This window comes from Dyadobacter sp. HNCC25DJ187 (genome assembly GCF_056895255.1).
Map to the genome: position 1 here is coordinate 2,394,073 of NZ_JBXHAT010000001.1, position 17,676 is coordinate 2,411,748.

Genomic DNA, 17,676 nt, shown 5'->3' on the forward strand with positions numbered 1-17,676 from the left:
GTTCAGGAATTGAGTTGTTCTACATCATTATTCCCACAAAAATAGCAGCATAATAGTCCGCTGTACCTATTTTGCCGGAATAAGTATCAGCTCAAACATACATGCATCTATCAGCCTGCATGCAATGTCTCCATCTTCGTGAGCGCTTTGTTCATGTCAATCCCCTTTCCCAAAACTCCTTTAAACAAATCACCTTTTTTTTCCACTCTTTCAATCATATTGTGAATAGTAAAATCGCTGATCTGCAAACCATGCTTTACCTCTTTCCATTCCAGTGGGGCAGAGACGGTAGCTCCCGGTTTCGGTCTTGCACTATACGCAGAAGCAAGTGTCTGTCCTTCCCTGTTCTGCAAAAAATCTACGTAAATCTGGTTCTTTTTACGCTTGCTCAATGAGCGTTCAAGAGTTGTAGTTTTAGGTAAGCGCTCCGTAACCATACTTGCCAGGATGTGCGCAAAATCCCTGCTTTCGTCGTAGGTGTATTTTTTATTGAAAGGAATATACACGTGCAAACCGCTCGAACCGGAAGTTTTACAATAGCCCGTCATGCCGGTTTCATCCATAATTTCCTTGATGACAAGCGCAACATCAATGACTTCTTCAAATGTATTTTTTGCTGAAGGATCAATATCCATCACGATGTAGTCAGGGCGATCCAACTTGTTGATGGTTGAGTTCCACGGATTCATTTCAATACAACCCAGATTGGAAATAAAGAGCAGACTTTCGACATCATTGCATACCAGATAATTGATCATTTTATTGGTGGACTCCGAATGAATTTCCTTTTTTTTGACCCAGCCAGGCGCACTGTCACCGGCGTCTTTATGAAAGAAACCTTTCTCCTTGATACCGTTTGGATGACGCAACAATGATAATGGCCTGTTTTTCAGATATGGAAGAATATAGGGCGCTATCTTGCTGTAGTAATCCAATAGTTCACCTTTTGTAATGCCTTCATCCGGCCAGTATATTTTATCCAGATTCGTCAGTTCAGCTTCCTTTTTCATCTGTCAGGATTTGCGGTGTTTCTCTATATCATACTTTTTCTCGACGGCATATTCGTCCTTATGTTTGATCAGCAACCAGTTATCACCTTCCTGTTTGAATTTGACCAGTACAAAGCCACCCTCAATCTTTTTCCCTTTCAGAAATATTTTCAGTTCTCCTTTTTTCAGGGCGGCCAGCGCCTGCTTTTCAGTCATCTTTTCAAGATCACCATTTACCGGAAAAAACTGTCCGTGATCCCATACTTCGACCTCTCCTGCACCATAATTCCCTTTCGGAATGGTCCCCTCAAAATCAATATAGCTTACCGGATGATCTTCCACCATCACTGCGAGCCGCTTGTCTTCCGGGTTCATAGATGGTCCTTTGGGAACTGCCCAGCTTTTGAGTACGCCTCCCAGTTCGAGCCTGAAATCGTAATGCAGCCGTGTAGCGTCATGCCTCTGCACTACAAACCGAAACTGATTATCCTTTTCAGCCTTTCCTTTTGGCTCAGGGGTGTCATCAAACTGACGTTTTTTATTGTAGGTGCTGAGTGCCATCAGGAAGCTTTTCTTTTAGATGAACTAAGACTTTCTTTCAATTGCGCCATCAGGTCGCGGCTCTTCGAGTGAACCACTTCCATTTTGGGAGCAGCCACTTTTTTGCCCTTCGCCTTCGCCATGATCAGTTTCAGTAATTTTTCATTGTAGGTATCTTTATAGCTCGTGATGTCAAAATCGGTTGTGAGAGATTCGATCAGTTGCACAGCCATATTCATTTCGGCAGGTTTGATTTTGACACTGGGGATATTCAGATCATCTGTATCGCGGATTTCTTCCTGAAAACGAATTTTATTTAAAATGAGCAGGTCGTCCTGCGGTTTTATCAACACCAGACTTTCCCGGTTTCGAAGGACATAAGTGCCGAGCCCCACCTTCCCGGTTTTTTTAAGAGCTTCTCTCAAAAGCGCATAAGGTTTTCCCCCAGATTTTTCAGGTTGAAGATAGTAGGGCGTTTCGTAGTATATGCTGTCAATTTCCTTTTCATCTACAAACTCAGAGATCTCGATGAGTTTGGATTTTTCCGGGCTTGCTTTTTCAAAATCCGCATCCTCCAGCACTACGTATTTATCTTCTATTTTGTAGCCTTTCACAATATTTTCCCACTTTACTTCTTTGCCGGTGCTGGCATTCACCCGTTGGAATTTGATATTGGCGTTGTCTTTTTTATCCAGCATATCCAGGTCAATTTCACTTCCCTGAACGGCGCTGAAGAGTTTAACAGGAATATTAACGAGGCCAAAACCGATGGCCCCCGACCATATAGCTCTCATATTTTCAACATTTTACGTGTATAAAACCGATGAGAGTGAAGTATAAAAATCTGTGCCTCGACAGGCTAGGCAATCTTTATTGCTACAGTTCTTTATTGCCACGGATACACGAATGAGCACAGATCATACACTTAGCCGCTTCAAGAGAAAGATCCGCGCATTCGCAACTAGTCACTTATTGTCACAGATACACAGATGAGCATGGATAGAAATGATAAAATTGATTAAGAAAAGACATTCGTAGAAATCCGTACGTCCGTGGCTAAATTACCAAATGTAGCTAAGCATTTCACTGCCCTAACCAAATCTTAAAAGCACTCATTCTCTCCCGGCTGATCAGGATGTCGTTGTCGTTGCTGTTTTCTAAATGAATTTTAAGCCGGCTGTTTGAATAAGTAAATACCTCTTTAATAGCGGCAATAGCGCTGATATATTTTCTATTGAGACGAAAAAATGATTCCGGATCAACCATATCTTCGATTTCATCCAAGGTATAATCTACTATGAATTTTCTACCGTGGCTTGTTTGCAATAGTGTCATTTTATCTTCGCTGAAGAAAAAAGCAATTTCCTGAATATTCACAGTTTGTATTTTTTCACCCACTTTCACCAGAAAGCGATTCTTGTAAGTTTTTGCACGCTGCCCCAACATCAGGCGTATCTGATCTATACTGACAGCAGGCTCCTTTCTCCCATCTTTAAACTTGTCAAGCGCTTTCTTCAATTCATCCGGATCCACAGGCTTAAGCAGATAATCAATGCTGTTCAGCTTAAAAGCGCGTAAGGCATACTGATCAAACGCCGTACAGAAAATAATCGGTGCCTTGACTTTTACCTGATCGAAAATATCAAAACTGATCCCGTCTGCCAGTTGTATATCAAGAAAAATAAGGTCTGGTTCCGGATTATTTTCCAGCCATTGTACAGATGCGGTAATTGTATCCAGATTTCCGAAAATTTGCGCTTCGGGCATATACTCTTTGATGAGTTTCACAAGGCGTTTGGCCGCCAGGTTTTCATCTTCTATAATAAGGATTTTCATAATCAATTCATTTTCAGCAGAGGCAATCGTACTTCAAAATACCCATTTGTATTCCTGATCGACAAATTTTCGGCACTGAGCAAGGCGTATCGTTTTTCAATATTAGTCAGTCCAATACCTGTAGATTCTTCACTTACACTCTTTTTAGGCTGGAGATTATTCTTTACAATCAGACTACTGCCGTCCAACGTAATGTCCACATACAGCGGTTTTGCCCGCGATGCTTCATTGTGTTTAATAGCATTCTCCAGCAATAGCTGTAAGGAAAGTGGCGGCAGATAGCCGGAGGTATTTTTATCAATACGGATGTTATACTGTAAGCCCTCTTCGAATCTTATTTTCTGTAGTGCCAGGTAGTTCTCAGCAAATTCAAGTTCCTGCCACATAGATACTAATTCCTCATGCTGCACATCCAGCACATACCTGTAAATCTTCGAAAGTTGCCTGATAAACCCTGCTGCTGTATCCGGATTATCATATACCAGATTACTGAGCACATTCAGTGAATTGAACAAAAAGTGTGGATTGAGCTGATCTTTTAGGGATTGGTATTGCTGCGCATATTGTTCGGTTTTGAGCTGTTCCGCTTCAATCGCTGCTTTACGCCACTGTAACAGAAACGATCGGCTAATCAATACACTGGTCACAATGAATGCGATAATCATTGGCTGTTTTGTATCACCTATGAGCTCTCGCCATGGTATATTTTCCCAGGTAAAGAACTTCCTTAATAGTGCATAGATGAGTATCAGTACATAACTAATTACAAACGAATACGCCATGTAAGCGAACGACTGCAGCAACAGCCTCTTTACCGGATGGTGAATCCATGGCATACGGTTGTTAAAATAGCGTTCGGTAATGTATCCGCCATAGCTCAGTCCCACCGACAGCAGAAAGGTAATGATCAGATTATATCCAACCTTCTCCAGGCCGGCGGCGTCAGCATAAAATCTTGCAGGTGTAAAAAGCACTGTTATTGCCACCGCAATTGTAGCGTTCACACCAAAGAAGCCCAGAGAAAAATTCCAAAACTTATTGTTGTCTGTAATACTGGTATTGGAATAGGACATCGACTTTCACTTTTAAACGTTAACTGAACCTGGTAAATGTAATAAATATATCAGCCGTTGAGCATGCCTATTTGCACTTACTAAGCACACTTTTAGCCATGGTTCTACCCCATGTTGGCAACATATTGGCAATGCGTGCCGCTTCATCCTGAGCTTCATATATAGCCTGACTTTGTTTCGCTAATCCACATGCTTTCTCTGGTCCATTCCCGAAAAACTGAGCCATGCCCAACTCCATTTGCGCAAGCATCGCCAGTGCTCTCGGATTTTTCCCATCGATAGCCAGTGCCTTACCATACGTTGCCATGATGGTACCCGACAGACTTTGTCCTCTATTTGCCGCGTCAGCACTTAGCTTAGCCATCAATACAAATCCCTGCAGCGCAATAATTTCTGAATTCCCCGGCGATACAGCCTCCGCGGTTTTTAAAAGCTCATCCGCCTTTGCCAGTACTTCATCTTTTTTATCCAGACTCAAAGATGGACTAAATCCTTGAAAGGTATAGGCTAAAGCACCATAATAAAGAGGCTGCCATTCTTTGGTATTCAGCGCAGCAATACGTGCAAAAGCATTCGCCGACTGTTGTAATGAGCTAACGGAATCCGTTCCTATCACCTTAGCAATTTCCTTTTTCATGGCTTTCTGATACGCTGTTTCCTGTGCAAAAGTTACAGTAAAACAGAAAGCGAAGATGGCAATGAGCGTAAGTAGCTTTTTCATTTTAGTATAGAATTAAGTGTTTAAAAATAGATTGAATTATAGATTATTGAGCTGATTGGCGGCCTTGTCTTTCGAAAGTGTGATAAACAGGGCCACCACCGCAAATCGTTTTGCACCTTGTCCGACGGGCTGACTGGCAAAGGAGCCACTCTCATCCGGAGCTGAGGAATATTGATAGCCGAATACGTTATCGTGACCCAACACATTGGAACAGGCGATATGCAGTATTACGTTGGGTTTGGGCAGATAACTCCAGCTCAGACTCAGGTTGCTATACATGCTGGTTTTGTGTTGCATCTCCCCGGGTTCATTGGGATTCGTATACGTATATCCGCTATTCCAAGACCACGAACTGCCCAGCTGAGACTTCAACCGACCTACAAAATGTTTTACCACCACAGAGCCATTATGTTTCGGGGCGAAGGAAGGTTGCACGCGGGTTTTGTAGTATGCAAATCTGCGGCGACTATCCACAAAGCTATACGTGATCCAGAAGTCTGTTTTTTTGACTGATTGCCTGTCGCGATAGAAAAAATCGAAACCTCTGGCATAACCGGATCCAAGCTGACCGATGTTCTCCGGAGCAGAAACAGTACCTGTATACGTAGTCAGATTGTCATAAGTTTTATAGAATGATTCAGCGCGGAACGTCCTGCTGTTACTTGCAAAAAAGTAATTCAGGATGTAATGGTTGGAACCTGCATTTTTCAGGTTATGATCGAGTAATCTCAATTTCTCCTCCGGCAGTTGTTTGAATTTTCCTGCTGCCATGGATACCTGACCCTCATTTACCTTATACGCAATAGAAAACCGTGGTGTTACCCACATTTGTCTTGCAAGCACGCTGTATCCGGTACGTAAACCTGCCACGGCCACCAGATTGTTATTAAAATAATAGATGGTTTCTATAAAGTGATTTAGCTGATGATCCGCCATGTCCCTTTGCCTTCCCTCATTCGGCAGCGCTTCTGAATAGCTTTTCCCGAAATATTCCAACCCATTTTTGAGAGTAAACTGCGGATTGAAATCTTTGATCGCAACCACTTTCCCGTGCACAACCTGATTCACCTGCCGAATCGGCACATAGTCAAGATTGATCCTGTCGCGGTTGTAGGAATAAGCCAATCCGCCTGTGAAGAACCAGTCATGCCTGCCAGCTTGCCGGAAGGAAACATTGCCATATGAATACTGATTTTTGATACCAATTCTACGTCCTCTCCCCTCTTCACCCGGTGATTTTTGCCAGATAGTCATATTGTTGCCTTCGGTATGAAAATAAGCTTTTATAAATCCTGATTTCCCCCATTTTTGTTTAAGGGCAATTTCCGTATCCCAGTTTTCGGGCGCTTTTTCCCAATCGAAATTTTGTTTTATAATACTTTGGTAAGGAGCAAGATTAACATAGTTGGCCGATGCGGTCAGCGCATTTTGCTTTCCCACCAAAGTATGTGTATATCCGCCTCCGACTGACAACACACTGATGTCTCCCTGATTACGCAATGGCATATCCAGCGAATTGAGAGCAAGTGTGGAAGAAAGTGCCTGTCCAAATTCCGCAGAATATCCACCTGTGCTGAAAAAAGACCCTTTGAACAGATTAGGACTGAAACGGGTACGTGTGGGCACATTGGAGGCTGCTGTCCCGAAGGCATTACCAACCTGCAGCCCATCCATATAGATAGATGTTTCCGATGCATCGCCGCCCCGAACAAACAGGCGTCCGTCATTGCCTACTGTTGATGTTCCCGGTAATGTCTGAAATGCGCCTGTGATATCGCCCATGGCACCGGAGGTCGTAAGGATATCAATCGGCTTCAGAACTACCGATTTCCTTTCATCCCCGGCTTCCATTGCTCCCGCAGTAATGGTCACAGCTTTTAGCAAATTGATGGTTTCCTGAAGTATGGGTTTTAATATGACCGCCGTTCCTTTCAATTCAATTTGCTCTTCTGAGGACTTATAGCCTATCGCCTGAACGATCAGAATCTGACTCCCCATTTCATCTGATGCAAAAGAGAATTGACCAACGGCATCTGACGAAGCACCGTCGTAAGTTCCTTTGAGATATACATTGGCGCCCGGAATTGCTGTACCTTTTGCATCAGTGACCTTTCCTGACAAATAGGTCTGTGCCCTAGTTGTAAAAGTGAGTAGTATAAGAAGTGAAATGTAAATTATTTTCATTACCTCGTCTGTTTTGTTAAATCAAAATTGGACAGAAGCATACAGCTCATCAACTTAACCTTTCCGAAGTGACGGATCTGATGGATGAAATGCAGAATGGAAGGATGAGCCGGATCAGTAGCCAGATTTTCACTACAAACTCAGCTGACTGTTGACACGATCTCCATGCGTATCTTTTTCACAACACTACAACCCTGGATAGATATCAATGGATCACCAATTAATACCATTTAACCCAAGGCAGAACAAAATATATAAAAAATAATGAAAAAAATTATTTCACTATAAATCAAATAGTTAAGCAACTTCACTTTCGTTAAAACCTTCTATTTATAGCAAAAAGATGCCTATCAGAACCCGGATTGATAAAGACTGGCACACTTATTTTTTATCTCGAATCAAATAACAATTCTCAACCAACTGATCATTTAAATAATTAACAATATGATAGCTTCATTGGAAAACAACGCGACAATTACTTTGAAACCAGGTGCAGTTTTAACAGTCACTGGCGCCACAACCGAAAATGATGCGAAACGTGAAGTAGCAGATTTTCTCAAATCAAGTGACAGAACAGATCTTGGGTATTTCCTTATTTCCAAAGACTATGTGTTATTGTATTTAAAGTCAGGAAGTTCGTCGCATGGAATTGCTTAACATAGTTAATCCAAGAACAAAAAAGAATATGGTACAGTCAGGTACATTTAAATTATTAGGTCAAAAATTCATCAACATCATCATACATAAGCAAGACGTTGTAAAAGTTGCTCCGATCGAAACAGGAAAAGGCTCAACCATATATTTAAAAAATAAAGTCTTGTATACAGTAAGTGAAAGTCAACAAGAAGTATATCAAAAACTCAGTTTGCTTTCTGCCTGATATTTAATTAAGGTTCAAATGTGGCGGTCAGGATTACTCCAGATCGCCATTCTTATTACCAGTCGAAAAACGCAATTCAGTTTTGATCTCTCCCCAACGCACGCAAGGTCAGTGACCCGATTATTCCTGCTATTAACAAAGAATCAGCCATTGTCCCGGAAAAGAAAGCAATGCTATAAACACAGACATTGTAAAACCACAATACCTCCTAACATACCCACACCCGCTAATTGACTCCAGGTGGCCCCTTCTGGTTTGGCGCATATTCCAATCTTTACTGCTATCCACGAAAAGAGTGAAATACCCATCGGCTTTCCTACTACCAATCCTGCCATAATTCCCAATCCAAGTGTGGTCCCTACTCCACTTATCATTTCTGATTCGAAGTTAGTATTGGCCATCGCAAATAATGGCATAATGATGAAATTCACTGGATTTACCAGCTTATGTTCCAGTTTTTCGAGCGGTGAATTCTTTGGATCATGTGATGTGGGAATAGCCATGGCTGTAAGCACACCGGCAATGGTGGCATGTATTCCAGAATGGGATCAGGTACCATATAGCAACGCCAGGAATCAGATATGCAGCCATTGAACGTACTCCGAGTTTATTAGATAGGAGCAATAAGAAAAAATCCTACGGTATAGGCGAGGTATTGATAATGCAAATCTATAGAATAAAATACTGCAATGACCAGAATAGCAAGGAGATCGTCCACAATGGCAAGTGCGGCAAGGAATACCTTAAATGAAGTCGGGTAGCTTTTCCCCGGCATAGTTATACCGCAAGAGCAAAAGCAATATCAGTAGCCATGGGAATTCCCCAACCTCCGGCAGTTGTAGTTCCAACGTTCAAACGCGTGTAAATCAGAGCAGGAAACAACACCCCTCCTAATGCTGCAAATACTGGCAAAGATGCTTTTTTGAACGAGGATAATTCTCCCCTACCAGTTCCCGTTTGATCTCTAACCCAACCAGGAGGAAGAAAATAGCCATCAAACCGTCATTAATCCAGATCAGAACAGAATACTCTAAATCCAGAATACCGTTATGGATACCTACATCTGTACTCAAAAGCCTTTCAAATGCATTTCCTCATTGAGAATTGGCAATAAGCATGGAGATGATTACACAGGAAATGAGGATGATGCCTCCCAAAAGAACCTGACCGTAAGATCTTGGAAAAAAGTCTTGAGGTAATATTTCTGATCATAGGTCAAAAATAGGTAAATACCTTCGCTTGTGTATGAGAAACAGCAAATACCAAATAGTATACTGATACATCTTTTGCACACGCGCTATTGCACTTTAACAATATATCAATTTTAAGCAAAGAAAGACGAATCTTATATTGACATAAATATTAAAAACATTTTATATACCAAAATGCACTCATAATTAACAAAAACCATTCATACCGCATTTTGATCTCCTATAAATATTCTAATAAATACGAATCACACTCGTGCTACATTTGTTTTATCAAATTAGACAAATAAAAGAAACACCTGAATATTCACGAAGATGAAAAACATAGTAAATATCCTGATATGCACATTTGTATTGAGTACCTGCACATTTGCGTATGCAATAAAAGATAAGGAAATCAGCACTACCGTAAGTACGCTTCCTTTAACCATTCCGGCTTTAGAAACTCCGGCTCCAAGGACAGGAAAAGCAATTACAGAAATAAAATACTCCCCGGACCAGAAAGCCAGTCTGATAGAACTAAAAATGAAATCAGCGAAAGAAATATAATAAGGGTTAAGTTAGATGAAAGGGAGGAATCAATTGGTTCCTCTTTTTTTGTCCCAACAAAAAAATATGGCTTATATCCAGCTTTTATTCCGGTACAAGCCATACTCAGCTATCATATCTTATATACTATATCTCTGCTAATACAGGGTCATGGAAGCTGCTCCAGAGTTCCAGCGTTTCTTCTATGGTTTCAGGTGGTTCAGCCAGATAAGCCTGAATTTTAATGAGATTCTCCGATTTAGATCCCGGCTTTGCATGCTTTACCAGCTTTACCAATAGGTCGTCAATCTCGGTTGTATCTTTTTGCCAGTTCCGGCTATACTTTTTGAACCAGTCCCTATTTAAGAACACATACCCATCATAACGATAGGCATCTGAAAATCCATTTGCATCAATAACAACCGGCTCTGTTGGCATTACGGCGTCCAGTTCGGTGTCGTGAAAGTGCTCTCTGCCATCTCCCAGCAGTGCGACAAATCGCTGATATCTTCCCATACCCTTGATTTTTATATCATTTTAGTAAAGCTAAAAAAACGAAATTATCATGCCAGCGTTGGTTGTATATTCAATATGTGACTAATGCCCGAAACGGTTTTTAATTCCAAACCCCTTACTTTTGTAAATCAAATGACTTACCAATACAATGATTCAAATCTCGACATTACCGCTTATTATAAACAGGGGTCAGTTTCATGCAGCAAGCCAGATCTTGCTGGTAGATGTGCTTAATATTGGAGATGCTCCCAGAAAAATGCGGGAGTATATCAAAAATAACCATGGCGGATTTGTGTACGGGAGAGAAACCTTCATGCCTATTACCCTCACCGGTGCACCTGACAGCCTGATTGCGAATGCAGAAAAAGGTATACTTTTCAAATTTGACCATGGATTTCAAAATCTATACACGTTGGAAGCAAACCTCGATGCAGCGATCTGGCATAAGAAACTATATAACCTTTCGACAATTGATGATCAGCCAATCAGTTTTATGCAGGAAGTAGACTTTATCATTGATCGTTATATTATAAACCGCAAAGCGTTTCCGGTAACAGATGACACGATTTTGAGAGTTCCATCCAACCTTCCTAAAATTGGTACGAAGGCAATGCTGGGGCTGAAGCCGATCAAGCCATAAGTTGCCCCCTTATACAAATCTTTTTCTTTCAATATCCTGGTTTTATCCGCAATATAACTTCGGCTCCTGCAGCAGTGTGATCTCAATCAGCAAAGCAATAAAAAATAGCGTATGTCTAAGTTATATAGCATTATCAGACTGAAATGTCCGCGCTGCCACAAAGGAGATTTGTTTCTCAAATCCAATCCGTACAGTTTCAAAGGTGGATTGGATATGCCCGACCGTTGTCCTGAGTGTGATCAGGATTTCAAAATGGAACCAGGTTTTTACATCGGTGCCTTATGGACAAGCTTCCCGATCGTAATCTTCATTATGGCAATTCTATCCATCTTACTTCTGGTGTATGCGCGTATGGATATGAACTGGTTTTTTGTGGTCATCACACTCTTGCTTCTATCACTTCAACCTATGATCATCAGAATAGCCAGAGCAATCTGGATTCACATATTTGTTGACTATCAGGATTGATTTTACAAACTGGTTCATAAGATTTTATGACCATTGAGACTTTTGAAATACCAATTTCTTACAAGAAGTTCTTTCTCTACGACTTTGATTGATTTTTTTTCAACCGGCTGAGCGTTTCCGGTGTAATAGAAAGATAAGAAGCAATATCTTTTTGTGTAAAATAAGAAATATGTTCACCATACTCTTCCATGAACTGGTTATATCGGTCTTTCGCAGAGTTACATAGTAAAGACCTAAGCCGTTGTTCGTATTTGATAAGTGCTGCAGCATAATTCCCAACATGTATATCGCGTATTTCTTCAAACTCATTCATCAATTCAGTGAAGTTTGAATATTCGATGTAAATAGCAGTAACCGGAGTTACCGCTTCAAAAATAAGACACTCATCGGCAGGAATAGATGCAGGGTCTACATTTGTAACCCCCTCTCCCTCACCAAAATACATGGAACTTATCTTTTCATTTTTATACTTGAAGGAAGCCTTCACAACACCTTTTATGATAAAATAAAGATTATTGTCATTACCACCCTGTTCAAAAAGTATTTCTCTGGGATACATCGTTCTGATCAGGCATTTCTGTAATATCTTCAGTAAGACAGGCTCCGACAATTCTCCAAGAACTCTGTGATTTTTTAAATGTGATAGAAAATGAATCATGTATTTTAATTATGCCAGCATTCACCGTGAAAATAGAATTAATTAGATACTACATAAAAGCAAAATGTCAATTATTTGTCAAATTATTCCCTCACAATGTAAATTTATATCCTAATTCATCGAATGTTGATATTTATCAATTTTTGAGAAATTAATTCTTGAAATAGAAAATCAAAGCATAGAGTTTTGCATCCAAAATTTGGTCAGCATAAATCATATTGATAAACATTGTACTGCGTTGTTAATGAATATTGAAGTGTTATGAAGTGCTGCGAAGACATTTACCTATACCACACTACCTCCTTTTTTCACTTCATCAACAATCTTAAATTATATAAGCTTCGGCTGCAGGCTGAACGATAACTCACCAATCTGCTTCAAAGACTTGTAACAGACCGTGTAGACCGCCTCACGGCTTGCAAACCGGTAAACTGGAATGATTGTTTTTATTTACTGTAAAACAAAAACAACCTACCATGTTTATCATTGACATCAACTATACGGCTTCGCTTGAAGAAATTGATAAGTACATGTTTGATCACGTCAGGTACCTTAAATCGCATTATGATAATAATGTATTTATTGCCTCAGGCAGAAAGATTCCCCGGACAGGGGGCATCATTTTGTGCATTGCTGATTCCGAGAAAGATGTGAACCTGATCATTAACGACGATCCCTTCTTTATTCATAAACTGGCAGAGTTTAAGGTCACCGAATTTTTAACCTCTCAAATCCATCCGGAACTGGAACATTTGCTTACCAAAAAGGACTCGCTATAGCAGTCAGAACCAAGAATAGCTTATCGCCAGATACCCTGTTAGGGAAAAACTTTATACATCAGATATAGAAATTTTCTGAGGTATTTTTGGTACATTATTCATTCGTTAAAATTTATAGTTGATATTTTCTACAAATCACGCACATGGTTTACATTCCCAAAATCCGGCGTATAGTGGCTAGCCTGTTCATATTCAGCGCCCTTTTCTCATGTGATTCAAAAACAGACACCGAATACAGCGAAGAAACTGATTCACTTGCAACCGACTCGTCAGCTACCGATTCTCTGGATAATCATCAGCAATTATTCTCATTTCGGGAAGCACTGGACTCCATCTACAAGAATAATGCAGTACAGGTATATTCCACATTGCTGAAAGGAAACAAAAGGTACGCCGGGGATTCAGCATTTATTTACCGATCATCGGAACCGATACCTGATAGCCTGTCCCGGAAAAAACCATTTTTCCTGCTGACAGACGTTGATCTGCCCCAATCTCCCGACAGGATATTTGACCTACGAAAATCCATGTTTATGCAATTATCCAGTCCGGCCTGCCTGCTCGACCCCAAGCACGTTGCCGTAATGGAATACGCTGCTATGTATAGCGGCACAAAGGTTATTATGGTTTTGGCCAACAGCAACAGTAAAATGATCGGCGCGGCATGCGACAACGTACAGACCGGGAACTTTGGAAGTATTACCCGTGAACTAGGCAAAGCCATGACGTCTGCCCAGGAATTTGCCGACAGATCTTCGGCTAATAAAGACTATGTGAATAATATCGCCCAAAATCAGGCTACACTGTCATTGAATCAGATCACCGCACAAAGTCCCATACTAAAGGCACTGGCAGACAGTGGTAAGGTAGTCCTCAAAAGTGCCTACTTCGATGCTTCAAAAGGAGTAGTCACCGTACTTGAGCAGAAGTCCTCTATCAACACATTGACTAAAAAATAAATCGTTATGACCTTATTACTCAATGCAGAGGGAATGTTTCAACTACCGCTCAGTAATCCGGTACTGATATTTTCACTTGTACTGTTCATTATCCTTTTCGTTCCTCTTCTTCTTAATAAAATACGGGTACCTTATGTAATCGGCCTGATTCTGGCGGGTGTACTTATCGGGGAGCATGGAGCAAACCTACTTAAAAGAGATAGCAGCATCGTTCTGTTCGGAACTGTTGGGCTACTCTATATTATGTTTCTTGCTGCGCTGGAGATAGATCTGAAAGAATTTAAGAAAAACAGCAAAAAGAGTCTTGTTTTCGGTTTGCTAACATTCACTGTTCCCATGCTTCTTGCAGGAGCTGCAGCACGTTATATTCTGGATTTTACCTGGATTTCTAGTATACTTTTTGCCAGCATGCTGGCCTCACATACTCTTATTGCATATCCGGTTGCCGCCAGGTTCAATGTACATAAAACGATCGCCGCAACGATAGCGGTAGGCGGTACAATCATCACCGATATTCTGGCACTGCTTGTTCTGGCTGTAATTGCCAAAATGAGTCAGGGAGAGGTCAATCAAGCATTTTGGATACAACTGACGGTGTCTGTACTTGCTTTTGCAGCCATTGTATGGTTTATCTTCCCAATCATTGCCAGATGGTTCTTCAAACGTTTCGATGACAGCATTTCTCAATATATATTTGTGCTGGCCATGGTCTTTTTGGGTGCCTTTTTCGCGGAACTGGCAGGGATAGAAGCCATCATCGGAGCATTTTTATCAGGCTTAGCGCTCAACCGCCTCATTCCACATCATTCCCCTTTAATGAACCGTATTGACTTCGTGGGAAACGCTCTTTTCATCCCGTTTTTCCTGATTGGTGTCGGTATGCTGGTAGATATTAAAGTTTTGTTCAAAAGCTGGGAATCTTTGAAAGTAGCCGGTGTAATGACAGCAGCTGCCATCCTGGCAAAATGGATGGCAGCCACTATTACTCAGAAAATTTACGGGATGAAGCGGCATGAAGGCACACTGATATTCGGTTTAAGTTCCGCTCAGGCAGCTGCAACACTCGCAACAGTTCTCGTGGGTTACAACATCATTGTTGGTCAGAACGAATTTGGCGAGCCAATCAGATTGTTGAATGAAGACGTTTTGAATGGTTCTATTATCATGATTCTGATCACCTGTTCACTTGCATCGGTAGCAACAGCAAGCGCTTCCGCGAAGATTGCTCAGGAAATGAACGAAGGAAAGCTAGATACAGAAGAAAAAGATACGCGCAATATTCTCATTGCTGCATCAAAAGAAGACACCATTGATCCTATGGTAGAACTCGCCTTGCTGATGCAACCACGCAAACAGGAACAGAATATATTCGCACTATCTGTTATCAGTTCAGACAATGACGATCGGGAATCGGAGGAAAGGCGCTTAAAAGCCTATCAGGATAAAATGGTGGTGACTGCCGCAGCTACAGATGTGATATTGACTCCGCTGATCCGATACGATGTTAATTATGTGTCAGGAATCCAGCATACATTGGAAGAGAAGCGGATTCACGAGGTTATTATCGGGCAGGAAAAAAATGAAGATAATGGCAGATCGGCAACCGGATTAAAATCAAGGAGCCTTCTGGATAAATGCTCACAGATCATATACCTGATACACGGCATGCAACCACTGAATACGATCAGAAATATGACAGTGGTGTGTCCAGACCGGGCAGAAATGGAACCATCATTCCCTATCTTACAGGAACGAATTACAACAATAGCCAAACAACTCAATTGTGATATTCATTACTACAGCTCTTCCAGTACATTAAAAACAATCACTCGTCAGAACCATGAAAATAAGGGACCGGATGCCCGTTTCACCGTGTTTGATAATTGGAATGACTTTCTGATACTGGCCCGGGATGTCCGGAAAGAAGACCTGTTCATCGTTATCTCTGCCCGCCCAGGCAATATCAGTTACCATCAGGGATTGGCAGAAATACCACGGCATCTTGCCAAGTATTTCAGCCAGTACAATTACCTGCTGATGTACCCGGATTTAAGTCCGACATTCTCACAGAATCCGAGTGGGGAATTTGAGCGTACAGGTGAGCTCCTGCAACAAGGTATGAGCCAACTGGGCAAAACCGGAGACAAACTATTTAAGAATATACTGCGACCAGGAAATTAATCGGCGAGCGCTAACTGTATATGAGCCAGGTGATGACGAACATGCCAGGCCGACATGGCAGTTGCCTGACGCTGATCCAGCATAATCTGCCTGACAGGATGAAAGTATGATAGTGCTTTTTCTTCTTCGGTCAGCGAATTAATAAGCAACACATAACGCTTTGTAATGGCTTCGAACATCATCAGGGAATCTTCCACTGACCCCTGTACAGAGTCAGCCGTGTTCGCCCATCCATCCATATTGATCAAAGCCATATCGGAACCAGGTTCTGTTATGGCTTTTTTCATGCGAAAATAATGAAGTAACGCAATGTCGGCAACGTGATGTACCAACTGACGAACATTCCAACTTCCTTCGCGATAACCTTTCAATAGTGCTTCTTCCGAAACATGGGCAACCAATCGGGAATAATCCTGCGGAGCGTTTGAAATACTTAGGAGGAAATTCTCAAGCTCTTCACTGTTGTATACATCCTTTAATACAAACGGACCAATTGGAAATTTACGATCTGTCATTGAAGAGGAAATTATGTATGCTGATAGTCCCGGATTTATACGATCACGATGGATTTAACAAAGATATTCAAATCGGATATGCTTTTAGTAGCTTACTGGATTTCTTACAAAAAACTACCGATACATCACGCTTTACCTGCCACAGGTTTCCATCTCTTGTGTGACCATAACCAATGACTTGGAGATGCCACTATATTCTTCTCCAGCATATTGTAATAGGCCTGCGTAATTCCCAAAGGTTCAGAACCGGCGCGTTCGTCGCCCAAGGAATGGAAAGTATATTCATAATGGAATCTGGCCTTTTTTCTACATTCAAGAAAAAGCACGACAGAACCTGAAGCGTTTGCCAGCCGCTCAGCGCCAAGCTGCACACAGGTCGACTGTCCAAGAAAGTCAACGAAATATTTGTTACTACCAGGAGCAGGCCGTTGGTCAGCGATAACAACTGTGATAATAGGATTTACCGCATTTCGCATCGTGGTCAATACTCCTTTATAAAAACTATTTTTCGCGATCAGATTTACACCGTAGAGAGATCTTATCTTCAGCAACCACTTGTCAGCGAACTTCTGGGTTAACGGACTATAAGCTGTAATTAAAGAAAACCTGGTCATTTTAGGAATATTGATGAGGTATTCCCAATTTCCATAATGCGAAGCCAAAGCCACTACGTTTTGTTTGTGTTCGTAGATTTTCTCAACCAATTCGATATTACTATACCTCGCAAGCTTCTTGCGCCCCTTGCTTCCTATTAAAATGAACAATATGGGTTCTATGATCAGATCGCCCATATGTTTATAATAATTAGTAGTCATTTTTTTAATCTCATCAATACTCTTATCCGGGAATGACGACAACAAGTTTGATACGACCACATTGTACCGATATTTAAATATGCGATGCAGGAAAAAATATAGCAATGAAGAAAATGAGGCCGCGCTAAATAATAGTATTTTTTCGTAAATGGTTTTACTATCTCGGGAAGTGATCATATTGTGGTG

Annotated in this window: 20 protein-coding genes and 1 pseudogene; 8 read left to right on the top strand and 13 right to left on the bottom strand. The window is 41.2% G+C overall.

Translation table 11 applies throughout. The features are described 5' to 3' along the window. Positions 1–110 precede the first annotated feature (110 nt). The 7 genes from ligD to AC1XUE_RS10020 all read right to left on the bottom strand — a co-directional run bounded on the left by ligD (position 111) and on the right by AC1XUE_RS10020 (position 7,343). Positions 111–1,010 carry a non-homologous end-joining DNA ligase gene (gene ligD, locus AC1XUE_RS09990; RefSeq protein WP_483355785.1) on the bottom strand — a complete coding sequence of 300 codons (900 nt, stop codon included), beginning with the start codon at positions 1,008–1,010 and terminating at the stop codon, positions 111–113. A gap of 3 nt (positions 1,011–1,013) precedes the next feature. Beyond that, complete coding sequence (locus AC1XUE_RS09995) at positions 1,014–1,550, bottom strand: DNA polymerase ligase N-terminal domain-containing protein (protein ID WP_483355786.1); 537 nt, start codon at positions 1,548–1,550, stop codon at positions 1,014–1,016. Then, the gene (ku, locus tag AC1XUE_RS10000) at positions 1,550–2,323 is read right to left on the bottom strand and encodes a non-homologous end joining protein Ku (protein WP_483355787.1); all 774 of its coding nucleotides are present in this window, start codon (positions 2,321–2,323) and stop codon (positions 1,550–1,552) included. The genes AC1XUE_RS09995 and ku overlap by 1 nt, the downstream gene beginning before the upstream one ends. Positions 2,324–2,612: 289 nt before the next feature. Continuing rightward, entirely contained in the window at positions 2,613–3,365 is a 753-nt protein-coding gene (locus AC1XUE_RS10005) for a LytR/AlgR family response regulator transcription factor (RefSeq protein WP_483355788.1), read from the bottom strand. 2 nt (positions 3,366–3,367) lie between these two features. Then, positions 3,368–4,438: a sensor histidine kinase gene (locus tag AC1XUE_RS10010; RefSeq protein WP_483355789.1), complete on the bottom strand. Its 1,071-nt coding sequence runs from the start codon at positions 4,436–4,438 to the stop codon at positions 3,368–3,370. A 67-nt stretch (positions 4,439–4,505) separates the two neighbouring features. Next, positions 4,506–5,159: a hypothetical protein gene (locus tag AC1XUE_RS10015; RefSeq protein WP_483355790.1), complete on the bottom strand. Its 654-nt coding sequence runs from the start codon at positions 5,157–5,159 to the stop codon at positions 4,506–4,508. A gap of 36 nt (positions 5,160–5,195) precedes the next feature. Further along, entirely contained in the window at positions 5,196–7,343 is a 2,148-nt protein-coding gene (locus AC1XUE_RS10020; protein WP_483355791.1) for a TonB-dependent receptor, read from the bottom strand. Positions 7,344–7,787: 444 nt separating this feature from the next. Here AC1XUE_RS10020 and AC1XUE_RS10025 point away from each other — a divergent pair, with 444 nt between their 5' ends. Both AC1XUE_RS10025 and AC1XUE_RS10030 read left to right on the top strand, forming a co-directional pair. Continuing rightward, positions 7,788–8,000, top strand: a complete 213-nt coding sequence (locus tag AC1XUE_RS10025; RefSeq protein ID WP_483355792.1) for a hypothetical protein — start codon at positions 7,788–7,790, stop codon at positions 7,998–8,000. Beyond that, positions 7,987–8,223: a hypothetical protein gene (locus AC1XUE_RS10030; RefSeq protein WP_483355793.1), complete on the top strand. Its 237-nt coding sequence runs from the start codon at positions 7,987–7,989 to the stop codon at positions 8,221–8,223. The genes AC1XUE_RS10025 and AC1XUE_RS10030 overlap by 14 nt, the downstream gene beginning before the upstream one ends. Positions 8,224–8,396: 173 nt before the next feature. On the opposite strand, the gene AC1XUE_RS10035 is transcribed toward AC1XUE_RS10030, so the two are convergent. Both AC1XUE_RS10035 and AC1XUE_RS10040 read right to left on the bottom strand, forming a co-directional pair. Further along, positions 8,397–8,726: a Na+/H+ antiporter NhaA gene (locus AC1XUE_RS10035; protein WP_483355794.1), complete on the bottom strand. Its 330-nt coding sequence runs from the start codon at positions 8,724–8,726 to the stop codon at positions 8,397–8,399. Between the two features lie 107 nt (positions 8,727–8,833). Next, positions 8,834–9,296 (bottom strand): annotated as a pseudogene (locus AC1XUE_RS10040) (Na+/H+ antiporter NhaA). A gap of 450 nt (positions 9,297–9,746) precedes the next feature. Between AC1XUE_RS10040 and AC1XUE_RS10045 the strand changes: the two are divergent. Beyond that, the gene (locus AC1XUE_RS10045; protein WP_483355795.1) at positions 9,747–9,980 is read left to right on the top strand and encodes a hypothetical protein; all 234 of its coding nucleotides are present in this window, start codon (positions 9,747–9,749) and stop codon (positions 9,978–9,980) included. A 126-nt stretch (positions 9,981–10,106) separates the two neighbouring features. On the opposite strand, the gene AC1XUE_RS10050 is transcribed toward AC1XUE_RS10045, so the two are convergent. After that, positions 10,107–10,475 carry a hypothetical protein gene (locus AC1XUE_RS10050; RefSeq protein ID WP_483355796.1) on the bottom strand — a complete coding sequence of 123 codons (369 nt, stop codon included), beginning with the start codon at positions 10,473–10,475 and terminating at the stop codon, positions 10,107–10,109. Positions 10,476–10,623: 148 nt separating this feature from the next. Here AC1XUE_RS10050 and AC1XUE_RS10055 point away from each other — a divergent pair, with 148 nt between their 5' ends. Both AC1XUE_RS10055 and AC1XUE_RS10060 read left to right on the top strand, forming a co-directional pair. Continuing rightward, positions 10,624–11,115, top strand: coding sequence for a hypothetical protein (locus AC1XUE_RS10055; protein ID WP_483355797.1), 492 nt, complete (start codon positions 10,624–10,626; stop codon positions 11,113–11,115). 111 nt (positions 11,116–11,226) lie between these two features. Further along, positions 11,227–11,583: a DUF983 domain-containing protein gene (locus tag AC1XUE_RS10060; RefSeq protein WP_483355798.1), complete on the top strand. Its 357-nt coding sequence runs from the start codon at positions 11,227–11,229 to the stop codon at positions 11,581–11,583. Between the two features lie 76 nt (positions 11,584–11,659). Here the strand turns inward: AC1XUE_RS10060 and AC1XUE_RS10065 are convergent, their stop codons facing one another. Further along, a complete protein-coding gene (locus tag AC1XUE_RS10065) occupies positions 11,660–12,241 on the bottom strand; it encodes a Crp/Fnr family transcriptional regulator (protein ID WP_483355799.1) in 582 nt (193 codons plus the stop codon). Positions 12,242–12,717: 476 nt separating this feature from the next. Here AC1XUE_RS10065 and AC1XUE_RS10070 point away from each other — a divergent pair, with 476 nt between their 5' ends. The 3 genes from AC1XUE_RS10070 (at position 12,718) to AC1XUE_RS10080 (ending at position 16,160) form a co-directional block, all read left to right on the top strand. Further along, on the top strand, positions 12,718–13,020 hold the full coding sequence (locus AC1XUE_RS10070) for a YciI family protein (RefSeq protein WP_483355800.1): 303 nt from the start codon (positions 12,718–12,720) through the stop codon (positions 13,018–13,020). A 143-nt stretch (positions 13,021–13,163) separates the two neighbouring features. Continuing rightward, positions 13,164–13,979 carry a carbonic anhydrase gene (locus tag AC1XUE_RS10075; RefSeq protein WP_483355801.1) on the top strand — a complete coding sequence of 272 codons (816 nt, stop codon included), beginning with the start codon at positions 13,164–13,166 and terminating at the stop codon, positions 13,977–13,979. Positions 13,980–13,985: 6 nt separating this feature from the next. Continuing rightward, positions 13,986–16,160, top strand: a complete 2,175-nt coding sequence (locus tag AC1XUE_RS10080; protein ID WP_483355802.1) for a cation:proton antiporter — start codon at positions 13,986–13,988, stop codon at positions 16,158–16,160. Here AC1XUE_RS10080 and AC1XUE_RS10085 read toward each other — a convergent pair. Next, positions 16,157–16,675, bottom strand: a complete 519-nt coding sequence (locus tag AC1XUE_RS10085) for a DinB family protein (RefSeq protein ID WP_483355803.1) — start codon at positions 16,673–16,675, stop codon at positions 16,157–16,159. The genes AC1XUE_RS10080 and AC1XUE_RS10085 overlap by 4 nt on opposite strands. 125 nt (positions 16,676–16,800) lie before the next feature. Continuing rightward, positions 16,801–17,667, bottom strand: coding sequence for a lysophospholipid acyltransferase family protein (locus AC1XUE_RS10090; RefSeq protein WP_483355804.1), 867 nt, complete (start codon positions 17,665–17,667; stop codon positions 16,801–16,803). Positions 17,668–17,676: the final 9 nt, after the last annotated feature.